Genomic DNA, 20,026 nt, shown 5'->3' on the forward strand with positions numbered 1-20,026 from the left:
CAAAACTGCTCCGGAGCACGGGTTATAGCGATGAGCGACAAGAAGGCCAGCAACCAGATGTGGGGCGGACGTTTTGCCTCGGGTCCGGCCGCGATCATGGAAGCGATCAATGCGTCGATCGGCTTCGACCGCAAGCTCTATGCGCAGGACATAAGCGGATCGATCGCCCATAGCGAGATGTTGGCTCAAACGGGCATTATTTCGGCCGCCGATCAAGAAAAAATCGCTCACGGGCTGAACACGATCTTGAAAGAGATCGAGGCCGGCACGTTCGAATTCTCGACCAAGCTCGAAGACATCCACATGAATGTCGAGGCCCGCCTTGCCGACCTGATCGGCCCGGCGGCGGGACGCCTGCACACCGCCCGCTCGCGCAACGATCAGGTGGCGGTCGATCTCCGGCTCTGGGTCAAGCAGGAGTGCCAGCGCGTCGCCCGGGCGCTGAAGGAGCTGATCGCCGCGTTCCTGGAACGCGCCGAGGAGCATGCGGCGACCGTCATGCCCGGCTTCACCCATATGCAGGCGGCGCAGCCGGTGACCCTCGGCCACCACTTGATGGCCTATGTCGAGATGTTCGGCCGCGACCTCTCGCGCGTCCACGACGCCATCGAGCGCATGGATGAAAGCCCGCTAGGCGCGGCGGCCCTTGCCGGCACGAGCTTCGGCATCGACCGCCACATGACGGCGAAGGCGCTGGGTTTCCGCGAGCCGACGCGCAATTCCCTCGACAGCGTTTCGGACCGCGATTTCGCGCTCGAGTTCCTGAGCCTTGCCGCGATCTGCGCGACGCATCTCTCCAGGCTCGCCGAGGAGATCATCATCTGGTCGACGCCGCAATTCGGCTTCATCCGCCTGTCGGATTCTTTCTCCACCGGCTCCTCGATCATGCCGCAGAAGAAGAACCCGGATGCCGCCGAGCTGGTGCGCGGCAAGACCGGCCGCGTCAACGGCCATCTCGTCGGCCTGCTGACCGTGATGAAAGGCATGCCGCTGACCTACGGCAAGGACATGCAGGAGGACAAGGAAGCGGTCTTCGACGCCGCCGAGACACTCGACCTGATGCTGGCGGCGACCGCCGGCATGGTGCGCGACATGACCGTCAACGCCGCCGCCATGAAGAAGGCCGCAGGCGCCGGTCACGCCACCGCGACCGATCTTGCCGACTGGCTGGTGCGCAATCTGGGCCTCCCCTTCCGCGAAGCCCACCATGTCACCGGCCGCGCCGTGGCGCTGGCCGAGGAGAAGAAGCTTGGGCTGGAAAAGCTCTCGCTGGACGACCTGCGCTCGATCCATTCGGGCATCACCGACGACATCTTCTCGGTGCTTGCCGTTCAGAATTCGGTGAAGAGCCGCACAAGCTTCGGCGGCACCGCGCCGTCGGAAGTGCGAAAGCAGATCCGCTACTGGAAAAAGCGGCTCGCCAAGGCTTAATGCATGTCGCCCAGAAGTGTGCAGCCGTTCTGGGAGAACGACATGCATCAAAACAAAGATTTAAAGCGCGCCGCGCTTTAAATTGCCGGGATGCAAAGCGCTGAAAACTCGGCTAAAAGCGCAGCACGCAATCAGTTTCGAACGGATGGATCGATGACCCGTAGCAGGATTTTGGTGACGCTGGCGCTGCTGGCTGCGGTAGTCACCGTCACGGCCTGCGGCAGGAAGACCGGCCTCGACACGCCTTATGAGGCGGCGGAGCAGGCGCGCAAGGATGCCGAACGCGCCAAGCAGCCGGTGCCGCCCGAGCCGGAAAAACCGGTCAAGGACAGGAAGTTCATCCTCGATCCCCTGCTGTAGAGCCGGTGAGATCGACCCGGTCTAATCGAGCTTCAACTTTCCGGAACCAACACCGTGAACCACTTCGATTACCGCGACGGCGTGCTTCATGCCGAGGACGTCGCCATTCCCGACATCGCAGCCGAGGTCGGCACGCCCTTCTATTGCTATTCGACCGCGACGCTGACCCGGCATTTCCGCGTCTTCAAGGAGGCTTTTTCCGGCCTCGACGCGCTGGTCTGCTACGCCATGAAGGCGAATTCCAACCAGGCCGTGCTGAGGACGCTGGCTAGGCAGGGCGCCGGCGCCGACGTGGTCTCCGAAGGCGAATTGCGCCGCGCTTTGGCCGCCGGCATCCCGGCCGGCAAGATCCTGTTTTCCGGCGTTGGCAAGACGGCGCGCGAGATGGACTTTGCGCTTTCGGCCGGCATTCTCTGCTTCAACGTCGAATCCGAGCCTGAGCTGGAGCTTTTGTCGGCGCGAGCGACCGCGCTCGGCAAGGTGGCGCCGGTCTCGCTGCGCATCAATCCGGATGTCGATGCCAGGACTCACAAGAAGATCTCGACCGGCAAGGCCGAGAACAAGTTCGGCATCCCGTGGCAGCGCGCGCGGCAGGTCTATGCCCGCGCCGCGCAACTGCCGGGCATCAAGGTGACCGGCATCGACACCCATATCGGCAGCCAGATCACCGAATTGCAGCCTTTCGACGATGCCTTCGCATTGCTGGTCGAACTGGTCGGAGCGCTGCGCGCCGACGGGCATGCGATCGAGCATGTCGATCTCGGCGGCGGCCTCGGCATTCCTTACCGCGTCGACAACAGCCCGCCCCCTTTGCCCGACGCTTACGCCGAAATCGTCAGGAAGCACGTCACCAAGCTCGGCCTGAGGGTGATGTTCGAGCCCGGCCGCCTGATCGTCGGCAATGCCGGCATCCTCGTGTCTGAGGTCATCTACGTGAAGGAAGGCGACGCCAAGAACTTCCTCGTCGTTGACGCCGCCATGAACGACCTGATCCGGCCGACGCTCTATGACGCCTTCCACGACATCAGGCCGGTGGTGCAGCCGCCTGCTTCGGCGCCGCGTATGAAGGTCGACGTCGTCGGGCCGGTCTGCGAGACCGGCGATTTCATCGGCCTCGACCGCGACCTTCCGAGATTGAAGTCGGGCGACCTGATCGCGGTTTCCACCGCCGGCGCCTATGGCGCGGTGCAAGCCGGCACCTACAACACCAGGCTCCTGGTGCCCGAGGTGCTGGTCGACGGCGACCGTTTTCATGTCGTGCGGCCGCGCCAGACCTATGAGAATCTGATTGGATTGGATTCGGTCCCCGACTGGCTGAAGTAACCGAGCGGCGCGCCTTAAGGAGCTGGCCCATGCTGGAAAAAAAGACGATCACGCGCGAACGCATCGGCGCCGTGGAGTCGCGCATCCGGCCCTATGTACGCCACACGCCGGTCATGCGCGTCGACATGGCGGATTTCGACCGGCCCGCCTTTCCGGTCGACCTGAAGCTCGAATGCCTCCAGCATTCCGGCTCGTTCAAGGCGCGCGGCGCCTTCACCAACCTGCTCGAACGCCGAGTGCCCGAAGCCGGCGTGGTCGCCGCGTCCGGCGGCAATCATGGTGCCGCCGTCGCTTACGCCGCCATGAAGCTCGGGCACAAGGCGACCATCTTCGTGCCCGAGGTCAGCCCGCCAGCGAAGCTCGCGCGCATTCGCAGCTACGCCGCCGAGCTGATCGTCGGCGGCGCGCGCTATGCCGAAGCGCTGGCCGCCAGCGAAGACTTCGCGGCCAGAACCGGCGCCCTGCAGATCCACGCCTTCAACCAGGAAGAAACGCTGCTCGGCCAGGGCACGCTCGGCATGGAGATCGAGTCCGATCTGCCTGGGATCGACACGCTGCTGGTCGCGGTCGGCGGCGGCGGCCTGATCGGCGGCATCGCGGCCTGGTTCGCTGGCCGCATCCGCATCGTCGCCATCGAGCCCGAGGGAGCGCCGACGCTTTACCGCGCCCTGGAGGCCGGCGAGCCGGTCGATGCGCCGGCCGAGGGCATCGCCGCCGATTCGCTGGCGCCGAAGCGCGTCGGCGAAATGATGTTTCCGATCGCCGAGGCCTTCGTCGAGCGCTCGATCCTGGTCAGCGACGACGACATCGTCGCGGCGCAGAAGGCGCTGTGGGACCGCGTGCGAATCATCGCCGAGCCGGGCGGCGCCGCCGCCTTCGCCGCCATGCTTTCCGGACGCTATGTGCCCGGAGACGGCGAGCGCGTGGCCGTCCTCGTCTGCGGCTCGAACACGAATCTAGCCAATTTCTGATCATAACCGGCCAAACCGCTTCACGTTTTTTGGAACCCGCCTCGCCTTTGCCGTGTTTGCTGGTATCCTTCTGGCGATGACGTCCGGGCTATCGTGCCCGGGCAGGAAGGGCCGATGACCGAACGACCCATTTCCAGCGGCGAACGCAGCCGGGCCAGCGATGGACGCGGCTTTGCAGGGCGCTTGGCGCTCAGCCGGTTGGCGACGCGGGCCTCCATGACCTTCGAGCGCGCCTGGCCGCTCGTGCTGCCGCTGCTGGTCGTCGCCAGCCTGTTCTTCAGCTTTTCGTGGTTCGGCCTGTTCCCGCGCCTGCCCGACGCGGCACGCATCGGCCTTCTGATCCTGTTCGGGCTGGCGGCGGTCGCCGCGCTCTACCCGCTGCGCTTCTTCCGCATGCCCTCGGCCGCCGAGATCGACCGGCGCATCGAGGCGGCGAACGAATTGCTGCACAGCCCGGTGCAGGTGCAGACCGACCGGCCGAGCGGCGCCGAGAGCATCTTCTCGCAGGCGCTGTGGCGCGAGCACCAAAAGCGCATGGCCGAGCGGCTTTCGAGCCTCGGCGCCGACCGGCCGCGCACCGGCGTGCCGGACTACGACCGCTGGGGCTTGCGCGCCGTGGCGGGGCTGCTGTTCGTCACGGCGCTTGCCTTCTCCTTCGGACCCTTTGGCGGCAGGGCCAGCGACGCTTTTGTCGCCCGCGCCGCGCACGATGCCGTGCCCCCGCGCATCGACGCCTGGGTGACGCCGCCTGCCTACACCGGCAAGGCCCCGGTGTTCCTGACGGCCGATGCCAACCAGGCCGTCCAGACCTTTTCCGTTCCGCAAGGCAGCGACATCTCGCTGCGCGTCACCGGCGGTTCGGGCGAGGAGACGCTGAGCTATGCCGATCAAGGCGGCAATGACCGCGCCATCGAGCCCGCCGCGCCGAAAGGTCCCGCGCCTGCCGCCGGCCAGACCGCACCAAAAGTGCGCCAGTTCTCCAGCAAGCTGAACACCAACGGCACGTTGACGCTGAAATCCGGCGAAGGCGATCTCGGCCACTGGGCCTTTGCCGTCATTCCCGACAAGCCGCCGACGATCCGCTTCGTCGGCGAGGCGAAGCGCGCCGTCAACGGCGCCATCGAGCTCAATTACGAGATCGCCGACGACTATGGTGCAGCCTCCGCCAAGGCCGTTTTCGAGCTGTCGGATCCGCCTGCCGCCAACGCGCATCCGCTCTACGGCGCGCCCGACATGCCATTGACGCTGCCGCGCCGCGGCGGCAAGCCGAGCGCGGCCAAGACGACCAAGGACCTGACCGAGCATGTCTGGGCCGGCAGCAACATCAAGCTGACGCTCACTGCAACGGACGACGCCGGCCACACGGCCACCAGTGAAACCAAAACGCTTGTCATGCCGGAGCGGCCCTTCGCCAATCCGCTGGCTAGAGCGGTGATCGAACAGCGCCGGCTGGTGGCGCTCGACACCAATGCCAAGCCGCGCGTTCTCGACCTGATGGATGCGGTCACGCTGCGGCCCGAGGACACGTTCGACAACATGTCGAACTATCTCGCCATCATGAGCGCGAGGAGCCGGCTGAAGCTCTCCGAGAGCGACGATCAGTTGCGCAACGTCGTGTCCTATCTGTGGGAGATCGCGCTCGGCATCGAGGAAGGCAACCTGTCGGCCGCCGAGCGGCGGCTGCGCCAGGCGCAGCAGGCGTTGCAGGACGCCATCAAGAACGGCGCCAGCGATCAGGAGATCGAAAAGGCGATGAAGGAACTGCGCGAGGCGATGAACCAGTTCTTGCAGGAATTCGCCCAGCGCGCGCAGCAGAACCCGAACGCGCCGCAGATGCAGCAGAACGGCCGCGAGCTGCGCCAGAGCGATATCGACCGCATGATGGACCAGATCGAGAATCTGGCCAAATCGGGCGATCGCGACAAGGCGCAGCAGCTTCTCTCCGAGCTGCAGGACATGATGAACAACCTGCAGGCCGGCCGCCAGCAGCCGGGCGGCGAGCAGGACAGCGAGATGCGCCAGCAGATGGACAAGCTCGGCGACATCATGCGCCGCCAGCAGGAAATGATGAACGACACCTTCCGGCTGGACCAGATGCAGCGCGGGCAGCGTGGTGAAGGCGGCGAGCAGCAGCAGCTTGGCGAGGATGGCGAACAGGGCCAGTCCGACGACCAGCAGCAGCGGCCCGGTCCCGGCCAGGACCGCGATCCGCTGGGCCGGCCGAAAATGTCGCCGAAGGATTTGGCCGATGCGCTGAAGCAGCTGCAGGAAGGCCAGGGCCAATTGCAGAGCGAGCTCGATCAGTTGAAGAAAGGCCTCGAAGGCCTGGGCATGGAGCCCAATGAGGGCTTTGGCGAGGCCGGCAAATCGATGGGCAATGCCGAACAATCGCTCGGCCAGGGCGACGGTGACCAAGCCGTCGGCCACCAGGGCCGCGCACTGGAAGCGCTGCGCCGCGGCGCCAAGGAAATGATGAAGCAGATGCAGGCCATGCAGGGCGACCAGGGCGGCAGCGAGCAGGGCGGCCGCCAGCAGGACGCCGATCGCGACCCGCTGGGACGACCCCGCGCCACCAACGGTCCCGATGACGGCACCTCGGTCAAGGTGCCCGACGAGATCGACGTCCAGCGTGCCCGCCAGATCCTCGACGCGATCCGCAAACGGCTCGGCAACGCGCTCAGCCCCGATATCGAGCGCAGCTATCTCGAGCGGCTGCTGGAGCTGAAATAGCCCGTCATCGGCGTTGCGAGATTGCCCTGCACATTCAGAACCGGTAGCGTCATGGCCGAGAGCATGGGGCGATGATCGATTTCTGGTTTTCCATCGGCAGCACCTACACCTACCTTTCGGTGATGCGACTGGCGAAGATCCAGGCTGAGACCGGCATCGAGTTCCGCTGGCGGCCGTTCAACGTGCGCTCGATCATGATCGAGATGGACAATATCCCCTTCGCCAAGAAGCCGGTGAAAGCCGCCTATATGTGGCGCGACATAGAGCGTCGCGCGGCGATGTACAGGATGGTGCCTAAACTGCCCGCGCCTTACCCGCTTGCCGAACTTGAGCGCGCCAATCGCGTCGCCGTCATTGCCGCGCGGGAGGGCTGGTGCGAGGCCTATGCCAGGGAGAGCTACCGGCGCTGGTTCGAGATGGGTGAGCCGGCCGGCAGCGAGCCGAACATCTCGGCAAGCATCAAGAAAGCGGGGGCAGGAACCGGAACCGATCCTGCGGGAGGCCGATAGCGATGCCGCCAAGGCTGACCTCGCCGCCGCGACCGAGCAAGCCAAGACGCTCGGCATTTTCGGCTCGCCGAGTTTCCTCGTCGATGGCGAGCTGTTCTGGGGCGACGATCGCCTCGATGATGCCATGCGCTGGCTCAGGCAGATTGAAAGTGGCCCGCCGGACTAAAGCCCGGCCGCCGAGCCCGCCTGCCTGGTCAGCATGAACGCCTCGCGGATTGCGTTCTCCATGCCGTCGATCGCTTCGCCGGTCGCCAGCGGGTTGCGGTGCAGGACGACGTTGGAGGAATCGATGTCGCCGAAACCGTCGGCGGCCGTCAGTTCGCGGCAATCAGGCGGGATGTTGCTGCGCGAGATCGGCGCGATTGCCAGGCCGGACGTGACGGCGAGCGTCAGGCCGCCATTGGTATCGCTGGTGTAGGCGACGCGGTAGTCGAGGCCGCGCTGCTGCAGCGACTTGATGGCGAAGTCGCGGCACCAGCCGTTGCGGCTGTAGAGCGCGATCGGCACCGGCCGTTCCTCATGCATGTGGTGCAGCGTCGAGGTCACCCAGACCGTCGGGTCGTGCATCAGCACCTCGCCGCCGGAAGAGCCCTCCCATTCGAACACCACCGCGAGGTCGAGCTCGCCGGCCGCGAGCGCCCGCACCTGCGAATCCGAATGCGCGTAGCGCACTGTGACCTCGACGCGCGGATGGCGCTTGGCGAATTCGCCCAGCGCCCGCGACAGGATCGAACGTCCATACTCGGCCGGAATGCCGATGCGCACCAGCCCGCCCAGCGGCGGCGCCACCAGCGAGGCAGCGGTCTCGTCCAGCAGCGAGACGATGCGGCGCGCGTTGGCGATGAGCTCGCCGCCGCGGCGCGTCAGCGCCACGCCGCGCGAGCCGCGCTCGAACAGATTGTCGCCGACCATGTCCTCCAGCTTCTTCATCTGCATGGATACGGCCGATTGCGTGCGCCCGGCTTTCTCCGCCGCGCGGGTGAAATTGCCGGTTTCGGCCACCGCCACGAAGGTGCGCAAGAGATCGCTGTCGAGGACTGGTCGCATCGAGTCGCCATAAGCAAAGTTAATTGCTGGCATCATTCCAATTCGTTTGCCAGATGTCAAACGCCGCAGGATAGTCATGACACCCATTGGACATGCGGCCGCGAAATCGGTCGCGGACCAATCGAAGAGTCCTCACTCGTACCCGCTGCCTGAAAATGGTGGCGGGTTCTTTTTCGCTGGATCGATCATGCAGAACCGGACGGTGCTTGGCATTCTGAGCCTCTGCCTCGGCGTGCTGGTTTTTTCGTTGCAGGATCCGCTGGTGAAGGCGGTTTCGGGCGGCTATCCGGTGACCGAGGTGATGGCGATCCGCGCCATCGTCGCGCTGCCAATCCTGATCGTGCTCGTTCAGGCCGATGTCGGCCTGAAGGCGGTGCTGTCGAAGCGGGCAGGCATGCTGACGCTGCGCGCCTTCATCCAGTTCTCGTCCTACACGGTCTATTATCTGGCGATCGCCGCCTTGCCGCTGGCCGATGCGGTGGCGCTCTATTTCATGGCGCCGCTGTTCATCATGGCGATGGCCGGTCCCTATCTCGGCGAGCGCGTCTCATGGAAGATGCTGTCGACGGTGCTGATCGGCCTGGTTGGAGTGCTGGTGATGGTGCGCCCCGGCGCCGGCGTGTTCGACTGGGCGGCGCTGCTGTCGCTGGGCTCGGCCTTCCTCTACGGCTTCTCGCAACTGATGGCGCGCCGTGTCGGCGACACCGAATCATCGACCGTGATGGCCTTCTATCAGAACGGCGCCTATCTCAGCGGCGCCATCGCCGTCGCAACCGTCTTCCACCTTGCCGGCATCACCCATGCCGCGCATCCGAGCGTCGAATTCCTGGTGCGGCCATGGGCATGGCCGACAATGCCGGACTTCCTCAAGATGGCCGCCTGCGGCCTGGTCGCGTCCGCCGGCATGATCCTGCTCTCTCAAGCCTATCGGATGGCGCCGGCCAATCGCGTCGCCACGTTCGAATATACCGGCATCCTGTGGTCGCCGCTGTGGGGTTTCCTGTTCTTCGCCGAAGTGCCGCGTGAAACCACGGTGCTGGGCGCGGCGCTGATCATCGGCGCCGGCCTGCTTGCGCTCAGCGGCGGGCGTCGGCGAAGTGCGGCGCCGGCCGCCCCTGGCACGGCCGATGCGGTCTCAAGCGAAGCAGCTTAATGCCTTGCCGACGCGGCCGCGGATCTCGGCAAGCGTGAACGGCTTCTGCACGACATCGAGGATGATGCCGTTAAGCTCGTCGGCGCGCTCGCGCTGGTCGGCATAGCCGGTCATCAGCATGATCCGCATCGTCGGGAACTCTCTCGAGGCCGCCGTCGCCATCTCGATGCCGTCCATCTCCGGCATGCGGATGTCGGAGACCACCAGATCGAAACCGCCACGCGCCTGCCGGATCATGTCCAGCCCCTGCGCGCCGTCGGTGGCGATGGTGACATTATGGCCATCGCGCTCGAGCGCGCGGGCAGCGAGGGTGCGGACGGACTCATCGTCCTCGACGATCAGAAGCTTTGCCATGCCGAGATAGATGCCGCCGAAATATTGATGTTTTCTGAAAATTCTAACGATCGGCAGCTTTTCGGAATGGCCCCGCCTCCTCAGGCGTCGCCTTTCACCACCCCGACAAACGGCAGCTCGCGGAACGCATGGGCGACATCCATGCCGTAGCCGACGACAAAATAGTCCGGGCAGTCGAAGCCCACATAATCGGCGTTGAGCGAGGTCTGGCGGCGCATCCGCTTGTCGAGCAGCACCGCGATGGCGCAGCTCTTGGCGCCGCGCGAAAGCATCAGGTCGCGGGTGTAGGAAAGCGTCTTGCCGGATTCGAGTATGTCGTCGATCAACAGCACGTCGCGGCCGGCGACCTCGTTGTCGATGTCGCGCAGCACCCTGACCTCGCCGCTGGTCGTGCCGGCGCCGTAGCTGGAGATGAAGATGAACTCGACTTCCGGCGACAGGCCGACATCATGCATGGCGCGGATGAGATCGGCGGCGAAGACGAACGAGCCCTTGAGGATCGAGATCACCAGCAGGTCATGGTAATCGCGCCCGGCGATCTCCTTGGCGAGTTCGAGATTGCGGCGCGCGATCGCCGACGCCGAAAACAGGACCTCGATGTCCTTGCCGCGTACAACTGGCATAGTTTTGTCCTTCAAAACCACCTAAGACGCCTGGCGCTAGGTGTGTCGAGATTCAGGTCAGGCCGAGTCGAGAACGATGGCTTCCGAGAACCGGAGCGGAGCGTACTTGAAGTACGTGAGCACCGGAAGCGAAGGAAGCCCTCGTTCGCAGGCCGGCCTCACCTGATATCGACACACCTAGCCGGCGAAGATTACGGAGACTGTCCTGACGCCGTCTTTAGGCACATCGAGGCGGCTCGAAAAGCCGAATCTTTCGCCCGGGCCCAGCGAACGGTTCGATGTCCCCAGCCTGTAGCGGATGATATTGGCGTTGTTATCGGTGACGCGGATTTCGAGCGGCGGCAGCGTTTCCGACTTCATCCCGTCATTCGCCGCCTCGCCATCCACGAACAGCACCGGCTTCAATCCCGACGCATCGATGCGCGACGTCACGCCGGAGATGGTGAGCGCGCTCGCCGGCGCGGCGGTCGTCCAAAAGGGGCTTTGCCGGACCAGCGCATGACCACCCGACACCCAGAAGGATGCGAGCGCTATGCCGACGCCGGCTATCCAGAACAATGGACCGCCACGCGAGGATCGCGACGGCGCCGCCTCCGGTCTGCGCAGCATGCCCATGCCGCCGATCGATGGCGTCGACGGCATCTGCGGCGGCTGTGCGGATTCTGGATAAGCGGCAAAACGCGGCAGCACCACATAATCGGCATCGACGATGTCGGCCGCATCGAACATGACGCGTCCCGGCGCGGCATTTGTTGCCGTGCCGGTCATGATTTCGCCGGAAACAGGGCGCGCGGTTCTCTCGTCAGCCATTACGGCACCAGTGCAGTCTTCGTTTCTTTTGCGTAAACGGAATTGGTTAACGCTTCCCCACCGGAATGGCTTTGATGCATGCTGGACGTTGCAAAATTAACCGCCGGTTAACCATGCCGGCCGATGGTCTGTTAAGATAGATTGTGGCGCGTCGCCGCCGAGAGTTTCCAGGTCGCCGAACGTGATCCGCTTCGAAAATGTCGGCCTCCGCTATGGCATGGGTCCGGAGATCCTCCGCGATATCTCCCTGCACATTCCGGAGCGCTCCTTCCAGTTCCTGAGCGGCCCTTCGGGCGCCGGCAAGACGACCTTGCTGCGCCTTTTGTTCATGTCGCTGAAGCCGACGCGCGGCCTGATCACCATCTTCGGCAAGGACCGCTCGCGCATATCGCGCGGCGAGCTGCCGCTGCTGCGCCGCCGCATCGGCGTGGTGTTCCAGGATTTCCGCCTGCTCGACCACATGACGACCTACGAGAATGTCGCCCTGCCCTTGCGCGTGCGCGGGCGCGAGGAGGCGACCTACCGCACCGACGTCACCGAGCTGCTGAAATGGGTCGGGCTCGGCGACCGCATGCATGTGCTGCCGCCGGTGCTGTCGGGCGGCGAGAAGCAGCGCGCCGCGATCGCCCGGGCCTTGATCGAACAGCCGGAGATCCTGCTTGCCGACGAGCCGACCGGCAATGTCGATCCGCCGCTGGCGCGCAGGCTGCTAAGACTGTTCATCGAGCTTAACCGGCTGGGCACCGCCGTGGTGATCGCCACCCACGACCTCGGCCTGATGGAACAGGTCGATGCGCGTCGCATGATCCTGGCCGGTGGAAGGTTGGACGTTTATGACTGACCTTCCGGCCGATCACCTCCAGCACGAAACGCTCGAGAAGACGACGGTCCGGCGTGTCCAGCGCAAGACGGCGCCGATCGTGCCGGCGCAGAACATCGCTGGACGGGCGCTGGTGCTGGTCATCGCCATCATGACCTTCCTGTCCTGTCTCACCTTCGGCGCCGTGACGCTGGTGCGCGATACCGCCTCCGTCTGGGAGAACCAGATATCGCGCGAGGCGACGATCCAGATCAAGCCGGCCGACGGTTTGGACATGGAGGCGGCCCTTGCGCAGGCCTCGCAGATCGCCAGCGAGTTCCCCGGCGTGAAGGGCACCAAGATCATCGACCGCGACGCGACCGCGCGTCTTCTGGAACCGTGGCTGGGCAGCGGCCTCAACATTGACGAGCTGCCGGTGCCGCGCCTCATCATCGTCACCATCGACGAGGCCAGCCCGCCCGATTTTGCCGCCATGCGCGCCGCCATCACGCCGAAAATACCGACCGCGGCACTCGACGATCACCGCACCTGGGTCGACCGGCTGGTCGCCATGGCGCGCACGACCGTGACGATCGGCATTGCCGTTCTGGTGCTGATGCTGTCGGCAACCGTGCTGACGGTGGTGTTCGCCACGCGCGGCGCCATGGCCGGCAACGGCCACATCATCGAGGTGCTGCATTTCGTCGGCGCCGAGGCGCGCTTCATCGCGCGCGAATTCCGCTGGCATTTCCTGGTCACCGGCATGAAGGGCGCGGCCGCCGGCGGCGCCCTGGCGATCGCCGTCTTCATCGTCTTTTCCTGGTGGTCGTCGCGCAACATGGCGACGCCCCAGGCCGACCAGGCAACCGCTTTGTTCGGCAATTTCGCCATCGGCTCAGCCGGCTATTTCGGCGTCGGTCTGATGGTGCTGGTGATCGGCGCGCTGACCGCGGCCACCTCGCATGCGACCGTCGTCGCCTATCTCAGCGACATCGACGTTCGCCAGCCGGATGCGGGCTGACCCATGAGATCAATCCGGAAACCGGCGCAAAGCGCTATAAACAAACAAGACAATGATCACACGCGGGATACCTGCCGTAACGCAATGTGCGCCGTCTCACCTATCAACGGCCGCATTTCGGAGTTAACCATTAGAGGCTTTCAGGATTAACCTGGGGATGATGGAAGCGCGGGATTCGATCGAGACGGCTGGACGGATGCCGGCGATGCGTATGCGCAGCGCGGTCCCCGCCGGGCTTGGTCGCCTGCGGCTCGCCTTGCGCGTCTGCGGTTTCGTGGTTCTGGCCGCGCTGGTGCTTTTTGCCGGCGGCTTCGGCTGGTTTGCCGACAAGGTCAGCCATATGACGACTCCGGCCAATCCGGCCAGGGCCGACGCCATCATCGTGCTCACCGGCGGGCAGTCGCGGCTCGACGCGGCGATGGACCTGTTGGCCTCCGGCAAGGGCGAACGGCTGCTGATCAGCGGCGTCCATCCGTCGGCAACCAAGCGCCAGCTGCAGGCGGCGATGGGCGGCGACAAGCAGCTCTTTTCCTGTTGCGTCGATATCGACCGCGCCGCGCTCGACACCATCGGCAATGCCGAGGAAAGCGCCAAATGGGTGGAAAACCACGCCTATGGCAGCATCATCATCGTCACCAACAATTACCACATGCCGCGCAGCCTGCTTGAGATGGGCCGGCTGCTGCATGGCGCGCGCCTGGAGCCCTATCCGGTGGTCAATACCAATCTCGGCAACGGCAGCTGGCTGACCAAGCCGGAGGCCCTGCGTGTGCTGCTCACCGAATACAGCAAATATGTGCTGTCTCTGGCGCGCGGCTTCCTGCCGCTGCGCACGACGCCCGAGGGCGTCACACTGGCGGAGGCCTCGACCGTGGTGAAGAATTAAACGTCAGCCGCCGCGCAGGCGCGCAATCTCCTGCTCCAGGCCGGCGATGCGCCGGTCGCGCTCGGCAAGTGCGGCCGCGACATCCGCCGCCTCGAAGCGCTGCGGGATGTGCTGCGGGCAATTGGCATCCCAGGCGGAGACCGTGAACAGGATCGCCTGCTCCGGCCGCGCCTTGTAGTCCGCGGGCATCAGCTTCGCCGTCAGCTCCGGGTCATTCTCGACGACGCGCGCCCTGCCCCAGATCTTGATGCGCTGCCGGAGCATATAGTCGATCAGGAACAGGAAGGCCTGGTCATTGTCCTCGAGATTGCCCTGGGTGATGAACTGCCGATTGCCGGAAAAGTCCGCAAAGCCGATCATGTGCTCGTCCAGCACCTTGAGGAAACCGGCCGGCCCACCGCGATGCTGGATGTAGGGCTGGCCTTCGGCGTTGGCCGTCGCCAGGAACACGCTGGTCTGTGCTTCGATGAAGGCGGCAAGATCCGGAGCGATCGTTGCCCGCCAGCCGCCGTGCTGCTCTACACGCGCATAGGAATTGCGCGACCCCTTGCGGGACTGGATGGCCTTGACGGTAGGCGTGAAGGCAACGTCGCTGGTGAATTCATTCATGCTGGCGCTCCGCGGACAGGATCGCACATCAGTTAGGCTCTTCCGAAAACCGGATGTAGAGAGCATGTTTGCAATCTATCTTTCCATATTTCGGAAGAATAATGGACCGCCTCAACGCTATGTCCCTGTTCGTTGCCACGGTGGAGGCCGGCAGCCTTTCCGCTGCAGCCAAGCGCGCCGGCGTGCCGCTGCCGACGGTGAGCCGCAAGCTTTCCGAACTGGAGAAGCATTTGGGGACGCGTCTGCTCAACCGCTCGACGCGGCGCCTGACGCTGACCGATGCCGGCCAGTCCTATCTTGCCGCCTGCCGTCGCATCCTCGACGAGGTGGGCGAGGCCGAGCGCGATGCTGCCGGCGAATATTCGAGCCCAACCGGCGAGCTGGTCATCACGGCGCCGGTCGTGTTCGGCCGCCTGCATGTGCTGCCGGTGATCGCCGACTTTCTCGCCGTCTACCCGCGAGTGGATGTCCACTTGACCCTGTCGGACCGGATCACCCAACTGGTCGAGGAGCATATCGATCTCGCCCTGCGCATCGGCGAGCTGCCGGATTCGGCGATGGTTGCGATCCGCGTCGGCTCGATCCGCCGTATCGTCTGCGCAAGCCCCGCCTATCTCGCCTTGCATGGCACGCCGACGACCCCGCAAGACCTTGCCGGCCACGACTGTGTCACCTTCGAAGGTCTCGCCGCTCCCGCGGCATGGAGCTTCGGAACCGGCAAGACGGAAACGACAATCCCTGTTCGCTCGCGCCTGCAAGTCAACACCGCCGAAGCGGCCATTGATGCCGCGATTGCCGGGCTCGGCCTGACGAAAGTGCTCTCCTACCAGGCGGATGCCGCGGTGCGCGCCGGCGCGCTGCGGCTGGTGCTGCAGGCCTTCGAACCGCCGCCCTGGCCGGTGAGCCTCGTCCATGCCGGCCAGGGCCGGCTACCGGTAAAGCTGCGCGCCTTCCTCGATTTCGCCGCGCCGCGTCTCAAGGAACGGCTGGCTCGGTCACTCTAGCGGCACCATTCGACAATGGCGGCGTTTCCTTTTTGCCGCCGCTTGGTGTAACCAACGCACACTTCCTCACGGGCCCCTTGCATGCTCATCATCCGCTCGCTGGCGTTCAACTTCGTCTTCTATCTCAGCCTGATCGTCCAGATGATCTTCTGGACGCCTTTCTATTTCCTGTCGCCGCGCCACCGCGCCTGGTTCGTGCCGAAATTCTGGTCGCGCACCTCGATGTGGCTCTATGACAAGATCGCCGCGACGAAGAGCGAGATCACGGGTGTCGAGAACCTGCCCGATGGCTCCTTCATCCTGGCGCCGAAGCATCAATCCTTCTGGGACGCGATCGCCTTCTTCCCCTATCTCGATGACGCGCTCTACATCCTGAAGCGCGAACTGACCTGGATCCCCTTTTTCGGCTGGTACATCTTGAAGATGCGCATGATCCCGGTCGACCGAGGCAACCGTTCGAAAGCGCTGAAGGCGGTCGTCGTCGCCACCAGGGAGGAGATGAACCGCAATCCGCGCCAGCTCATCATTTATCCCGAAGGCACCCGTCGCCCGCCGGGCGCCGAGCCGTCTTACAAATACGGTATCGTCGAGCTTTACACGCAGCTCGGCGTTCCCGTCGTGCCGGTTGCCCATGTTGCCGGTCTCTACTGGCCGCGCCGCAAGTTCCTGCGCTATCCCGGCACCATCAAGGCCCGCTTCCTGCCGCCGATCCCGCCGGGCCTCCAGAAGGAGGAATTCATGCAGCGGCTGATCGGCGAGACCGAGGCGGCCTGCGACCAGATGCTTATCGAAGCGGCGCAGGCGCCGAACCCGCCGCCGATGCCGCCGACGGCGGTGAAGCGGCTGGCGGAACTCGGCGTAACCGCGAAGACCTGATCGGCTACCGCAGCACCGCCAGCAGAGTCGTCAGCACCAGCGTGGCGGCAAACACCAGGTTGATGATCCGCGAGGCCAGCGGAAGGCGCAGGACGCGTGCGAACGCCGTTCCGGCAAGCAGCCACACGACGTGGATGGCGACGATCATCGCGGCAAGCACCAGCAGCCTGGTGGAGACGCCCAGCGCATCGGCCTGCGATGCGGCGCCGGCGAAAACCGCTGCGATCGCCACATAGGCTTTTGGATTGGCGACGGCGAGCATGAAGCCGCCGAGAAAATCGGGCTTCGTCCCCGTGCTCCCGCGCTCCGCCAATGGAGGCGCTGTCGCTATTTTGAAGGCGAGATAAAGGATGTAGCCTGCCGAGGCGACCGCCAGCACCGGCGCCACTCCCGGCACCGAGGTCAGCATGCCGAAAATCCCGCCCGCCACCGCCAGAAGCACGGCGATCGTGCCGAGCACCACGCCAGAGGTGTAACCCAGGGAAGGACGCAGACCGAAAGCCGCGCCGACGGCGGTCACGCTGATCGTCGCCGGTCCCGGGCTGCCCATGACGACCGTCGCCGCCAGGACCAGCGCCAGCACTTGCTGCCAGGTTTGCGCCTCGTTCAAGATGCCATCGGCCATGCCGAACCCTCCTGCCGCCGCTATGCGACAGGACTTATGCAGGTTTTGTCATGACCGTCTTGGACGATCGTGCGCAGTGCGCTGTCAGGCGCTGGCCCGGTCCAATGCCGCGACGTCGTCCGCCGAAAGCTTGAGCGACGCGGCGCGGATCAGGCTGTCCATCTGGGCCGGCGTGGTGGCGCTGGCGATCGGCGCAGTGACGCCCGGCCGCGCGATGATCCAGGCCAGCGCCACTTCCGCCTGCTTGGCCGAATGGCGCTCGGCCACGGCGTCGAGCGCGGAAAGGATGCGCATGCCACGCTCGTTGAGATATTCGGCGACGTCTTCGCCGCGCGCGCTCTGGCCGAGATCGGCCTTGCTGCGGTATTTGCCGCTCAGGAATCCCTTAGCGAGGCTGAAATAGGTGATGACGCCGATATCCTCTGCCTTACAGAGGTCGAGCAGCGGTCCGTCGAGCGACGAGCGGTCGTACAAATTGTATTCTGGCTGCAGCACCTCGTAACGTGGCAGGCTGCGCAGGCTCGCGACGTCGAGCGCGGCTCGCAGCTGGCCGGCATCGAGATTGGAGCAGCCGGGATAGCGGATCTTGCCCTTTTCGAGCAGCCGCTGATAGGCACCGAGCGTTTCCTCGTAAGGCGTGGCCGGATCCGGCCAGTGCGACAGATAGAGGTCGATGATATCGGTTTGCAGCCGCTTCAGTGAAGCGTCGACCGCCTTTTCGATATAGGCAGCGGAGAGGTCGCGCTTGCCCTGGCCCATGTCCGAACCAACCTTGGTGATGACGATGACCTGATCGCGGTTGCCGCGGCTCTTCATCCAGTTGCCGATGATCGTTTCCGATTCGCCGCCCTTGTTGCCGGGAACCCAGCGCGAATAGGCATCGGCCGTATCGATGGCGTTAAAGCCGGCAGCGATGAACCGGTCGAGCAGGTCGAAGGAGGTCTTCTCATCAGCGGTCCAGCCGAAGACGTTGCCGCCCAGGACCAGCGGCGCGATGGAAAGGTCGGTGCGACCGAGACGGCGTTTCTGCAAGACTGATCTCCGTGATGCTGGAACGGGCCTGAAGCCCAAGGATGGGATGCCGCTAAGCTAGGTCGCGGCCGGGCGAGGTCAAAGGCATGGTTTTGTTTTTTGATCGGACCAGAGCAATTCCAGCAAAAGTGCGTCGCGGTTTTGCGTCTGGAATTGCGTAAAAACAAAGAGATAGAGCATTGGAGGCGAAATTATTTCGCCGAAAATGCGCTTCACGAAGACGCGACCCGACGGCCCACCTCCTCCAGCCAGTGATCGCGGATGCCGAGCGCCTCGAGATGCTCAAGTGTGCTCAAGAGATAGTCCTCGTTTCGCCCGGATTGGCCGACCGCGCCGCGAACGATCCTGGCCGCATGATCGGCGTCGAGCGCGCCGGCATACTGCTCATGCTGGCGGTCGACGGTGTAGGCGACCGCCTCGACCGCGCCTCCGCCACCGAGCCGGACATCGAGAATGCGTTCGAGATAGACGCTGGTCACCAATTCCCGTTCGCGTAGATAGGAAAGCACCTCGTCGCGCAGATTGCCGGGAACACGGTAAGCGAGGCCGATGCAGGAGCCGCCCCGGTCCAGGCCGAGCACCAGGCCCGGCCGCGCGCGCGTACCGCGATGCACGAATGAATAGACGCAAAGCGAGCGGCGATAGCCGTAAAGCCGGGCGCGGCGCGTCTCGACATGGGCAAATCCGGGCCGCCAGATCAGCGACCCATAGCCAAAAACCCAAAAATCGCCCATATCGCCAAGCCTGATCGCATTCGAGTGAACGACACCGCACCGCCGAGGTGCTTCTTCTGGCCCCCGCTTGTTTGCATATTGGTAAATGCCCGCTCGCCGGGTTAACGAGAGCCGCAGCATGACGTCAAGTGACGAGCGATCGCCCAAACTTCGCCGCCGGCTGTTCTGGCTTGCCGCGCTCCTTGTCGTGCTGTTCGCCGCCTATAGCGGCGGCTGGTTCTATCTCGCCGACAGGCTCAAGACCGAGGCAGATCAGGCGGTGGCGAGACTGGGCAGCAAAGGCATCGCCGCCGGCTGCGCCAACCTCGCCGTCAGCGGCTACCCGATGAGCTTCACGGTTTCCTGCGACAACCTCGCCTATGAAGACGACGCCCGGAAGGTCGCCGCCTCCACCGGCAGCTTCAACGCCGTCGCCGGGATCGCCGGACCCCTGTCGCCGGTCGCCGACCTGCGCGGGCCGCTTAGGATGATGGCGCCCGGCATGCCGCCGCTCTGGATCGACTGGGACCGGTTGCAGGCCAATGTCAAAGTGTGGTGGCCGTTGCCAAGGAGCGTTTCCGTGCAGGCTGAAGGCCTGAACGCTCAGACCGACCCGCAGGACGACACGGATCCGATGCAATTGTTCAGCGCCGGCAAGGCGGCCGGCCAATTGCAGCCGGCCGGCCAGGACATCAATTATGTCGGCAGCTTCGGCGACCTGGAGATCAACGCGGATGCCATCGACGGACGCGTGCTGCCGGCGCTGGACGGCAGTGGCGACGTGACGCTGAAGAACGGCGTGGCGCTGATCCCAGCGCCCCCGAAGAGCCTGCGCGGCCAGTCGATCGAGATCGCTAAGCTCGACCTGTCGTCGGGCACGGCGCGCATCATCGTGTCCGGACCGGTCTCCGTCGACGCGGAAGGGCTGGTCAACGGGGACCTGACGATCAAGCTCAATGATCCCAAGGCGGTGGCGGCCATCCTCGGCGGCGCCATGCCGGAACACAAAAACGAGATCGAGCAGGGCTTTGCTGCCATTGCCATGCTTGGCAAGGAACCCTCCTTGCCGCTCAAGATCGTCAAGGGCAAGGCTTCGCTGGGCTTCATCCCGCTCGGCAAGGTCAAGCCGCTTGAATAGAGCGTGGTCCCG

Annotated in this window: 22 protein-coding genes; 14 read left to right on the forward strand and 8 right to left on the reverse strand. The window is 64.8% G+C overall.

What is annotated here, in order from left to right:
• The first annotated feature begins 30 nt into the window (after positions 1-30).
• The 7 genes from argH (at position 31) to LB529_RS29000 (ending at position 7,490) form a co-directional block, all read left to right on the forward strand.
• Positions 31-1,431 (forward strand): argininosuccinate lyase, encoded by a 1,401-nt coding sequence (gene argH / locus LB529_RS15020; protein WP_140845899.1) that lies wholly within the window; start codon positions 31-33, stop codon positions 1,429-1,431.
• A 153-nt stretch (positions 1,432-1,584) separates the two neighbouring features.
• Positions 1,585-1,791: a lipoprotein gene (locus LB529_RS15025; protein ID WP_095767477.1), complete on the forward strand. Its 207-nt coding sequence runs from the start codon at positions 1,585-1,587 to the stop codon at positions 1,789-1,791.
• Between the two features lie 54 nt (positions 1,792-1,845).
• Complete coding sequence (lysA, locus tag LB529_RS15030) at positions 1,846-3,114, forward strand: diaminopimelate decarboxylase (RefSeq protein ID WP_224711495.1); 1,269 nt, start codon at positions 1,846-1,848, stop codon at positions 3,112-3,114.
• Positions 3,115-3,143: 29 nt separating this feature from the next.
• Positions 3,144-4,085, forward strand: a complete 942-nt coding sequence (locus LB529_RS15035; RefSeq protein WP_224711496.1) for a threonine/serine dehydratase — start codon at positions 3,144-3,146, stop codon at positions 4,083-4,085.
• A 114-nt stretch (positions 4,086-4,199) separates the two neighbouring features.
• Positions 4,200-6,815: a TIGR02302 family protein gene (locus tag LB529_RS15040; RefSeq protein ID WP_224711497.1), complete on the forward strand. Its 2,616-nt coding sequence runs from the start codon at positions 4,200-4,202 to the stop codon at positions 6,813-6,815.
• 71 nt (positions 6,816-6,886) lie between these two features.
• Positions 6,887-7,324 carry a DsbA family protein gene (locus LB529_RS15045; protein WP_263490300.1) on the forward strand — a complete coding sequence of 146 codons (438 nt, stop codon included), beginning with the start codon at positions 6,887-6,889 and terminating at the stop codon, positions 7,322-7,324.
• On the forward strand, positions 7,236-7,490 hold the full coding sequence (locus tag LB529_RS29000) for a DsbA family protein (RefSeq protein WP_318012565.1): 255 nt from the start codon (positions 7,236-7,238) through the stop codon (positions 7,488-7,490). The genes LB529_RS15045 and LB529_RS29000 overlap by 89 nt, the downstream gene beginning before the upstream one ends.
• Here LB529_RS29000 and LB529_RS15050 read toward each other — a convergent pair.
• Positions 7,487-8,371: a LysR family transcriptional regulator gene (locus LB529_RS15050; protein WP_224609469.1), complete on the reverse strand. Its 885-nt coding sequence runs from the start codon at positions 8,369-8,371 to the stop codon at positions 7,487-7,489. The genes LB529_RS29000 and LB529_RS15050 overlap by 4 nt on opposite strands.
• A gap of 187 nt (positions 8,372-8,558) precedes the next feature.
• Between LB529_RS15050 and LB529_RS15055 the strand changes: the two genes are divergently transcribed.
• On the forward strand, positions 8,559-9,524 hold the full coding sequence (locus LB529_RS15055) for a DMT family transporter (protein ID WP_224711498.1): 966 nt from the start codon (positions 8,559-8,561) through the stop codon (positions 9,522-9,524).
• On the opposite strand, the gene LB529_RS15060 is transcribed toward LB529_RS15055, so the two are convergent.
• The 3 genes from LB529_RS15060 to LB529_RS15070 form a co-directional block, all read right to left on the reverse strand.
• Positions 9,507-9,878, reverse strand: a complete 372-nt coding sequence (locus LB529_RS15060; protein WP_224711499.1) for a response regulator — start codon at positions 9,876-9,878, stop codon at positions 9,507-9,509. The genes LB529_RS15055 and LB529_RS15060 overlap by 18 nt on opposite strands.
• Before the next feature lie 80 nt (positions 9,879-9,958).
• Positions 9,959-10,501 (reverse strand): hypoxanthine phosphoribosyltransferase, encoded by a 543-nt coding sequence (hpt, locus tag LB529_RS15065; protein ID WP_095767471.1) that lies wholly within the window; start codon positions 10,499-10,501, stop codon positions 9,959-9,961.
• 177 nt (positions 10,502-10,678) lie between these two features.
• Positions 10,679-11,311, reverse strand: a complete 633-nt coding sequence (locus LB529_RS15070) for a hypothetical protein (protein WP_224711500.1) — start codon at positions 11,309-11,311, stop codon at positions 10,679-10,681.
• Positions 11,312-11,492: 181 nt separating this feature from the next.
• Between LB529_RS15070 and ftsE the strand changes: the two genes are divergently transcribed.
• The 3 genes from ftsE (at position 11,493) to LB529_RS15085 (ending at position 14,017) form a co-directional block, all read left to right on the forward strand.
• The gene (ftsE, locus tag LB529_RS15075) at positions 11,493-12,152 is read left to right on the forward strand and encodes a cell division ATP-binding protein FtsE (RefSeq protein ID WP_140632926.1); all 660 of its coding nucleotides are present in this window, start codon (positions 11,493-11,495) and stop codon (positions 12,150-12,152) included.
• A complete protein-coding gene (locus tag LB529_RS15080) occupies positions 12,145-13,131 on the forward strand; it encodes a cell division protein FtsX (protein WP_095767469.1) in 987 nt (328 codons plus the stop codon). The genes ftsE and LB529_RS15080 overlap by 8 nt, the downstream gene beginning before the upstream one ends.
• A gap of 211 nt (positions 13,132-13,342) precedes the next feature.
• The gene (locus tag LB529_RS15085; protein WP_411962515.1) at positions 13,343-14,017 is read left to right on the forward strand and encodes a YdcF family protein; all 675 of its coding nucleotides are present in this window, start codon (positions 13,343-13,345) and stop codon (positions 14,015-14,017) included.
• Positions 14,018-14,020: 3 nt separating this feature from the next.
• On the opposite strand, the gene LB529_RS15090 is transcribed toward LB529_RS15085, so the two are convergent.
• Complete coding sequence (locus LB529_RS15090) at positions 14,021-14,626, reverse strand: pyridoxamine 5'-phosphate oxidase family protein (protein ID WP_224527421.1); 606 nt, start codon at positions 14,624-14,626, stop codon at positions 14,021-14,023.
• 101 nt (positions 14,627-14,727) lie between these two features.
• Here LB529_RS15090 and LB529_RS15095 point away from each other — a divergent pair, with 101 nt between their 5' ends.
• Both LB529_RS15095 and LB529_RS15100 read left to right on the forward strand, forming a co-directional pair.
• Positions 14,728-15,630, forward strand: a complete 903-nt coding sequence (locus LB529_RS15095) for a LysR family transcriptional regulator (protein ID WP_224711502.1) — start codon at positions 14,728-14,730, stop codon at positions 15,628-15,630.
• 81 nt (positions 15,631-15,711) lie between these two features.
• On the forward strand, positions 15,712-16,506 hold the full coding sequence (locus LB529_RS15100; protein ID WP_224711503.1) for a lysophospholipid acyltransferase family protein: 795 nt from the start codon (positions 15,712-15,714) through the stop codon (positions 16,504-16,506).
• 4 nt (positions 16,507-16,510) lie between these two features.
• On the opposite strand, the gene LB529_RS15105 is transcribed toward LB529_RS15100, so the two are convergent.
• The 3 genes from LB529_RS15105 to LB529_RS15115 form a co-directional block, all read right to left on the reverse strand.
• Positions 16,511-17,131, reverse strand: a complete 621-nt coding sequence (locus LB529_RS15105) for a LysE family translocator (protein ID WP_224711504.1) — start codon at positions 17,129-17,131, stop codon at positions 16,511-16,513.
• A gap of 84 nt (positions 17,132-17,215) precedes the next feature.
• A complete protein-coding gene (locus LB529_RS15110) occupies positions 17,216-18,163 on the reverse strand; it encodes an aldo/keto reductase (RefSeq protein WP_224711505.1) in 948 nt (315 codons plus the stop codon).
• Between the two features lie 212 nt (positions 18,164-18,375).
• The gene (locus LB529_RS15115) at positions 18,376-18,897 is read right to left on the reverse strand and encodes a gamma-glutamylcyclotransferase (RefSeq protein ID WP_224711506.1); all 522 of its coding nucleotides are present in this window, start codon (positions 18,895-18,897) and stop codon (positions 18,376-18,378) included.
• Positions 18,898-19,015: 118 nt separating this feature from the next.
• On the opposite strand from LB529_RS15115, the gene LB529_RS15120 reads away from it, so the two are divergent.
• Positions 19,016-20,014, forward strand: a complete 999-nt coding sequence (locus LB529_RS15120) for a DUF2125 domain-containing protein (RefSeq protein ID WP_224711507.1) — start codon at positions 19,016-19,018, stop codon at positions 20,012-20,014.
• Positions 20,015-20,026: the final 12 nt, after the last annotated feature.

This window comes from Mesorhizobium sp. CA5 (assembly GCF_020165105.1).
Lineage (GTDB): Bacteria > Pseudomonadota > Alphaproteobacteria > Rhizobiales > Rhizobiaceae > Mesorhizobium.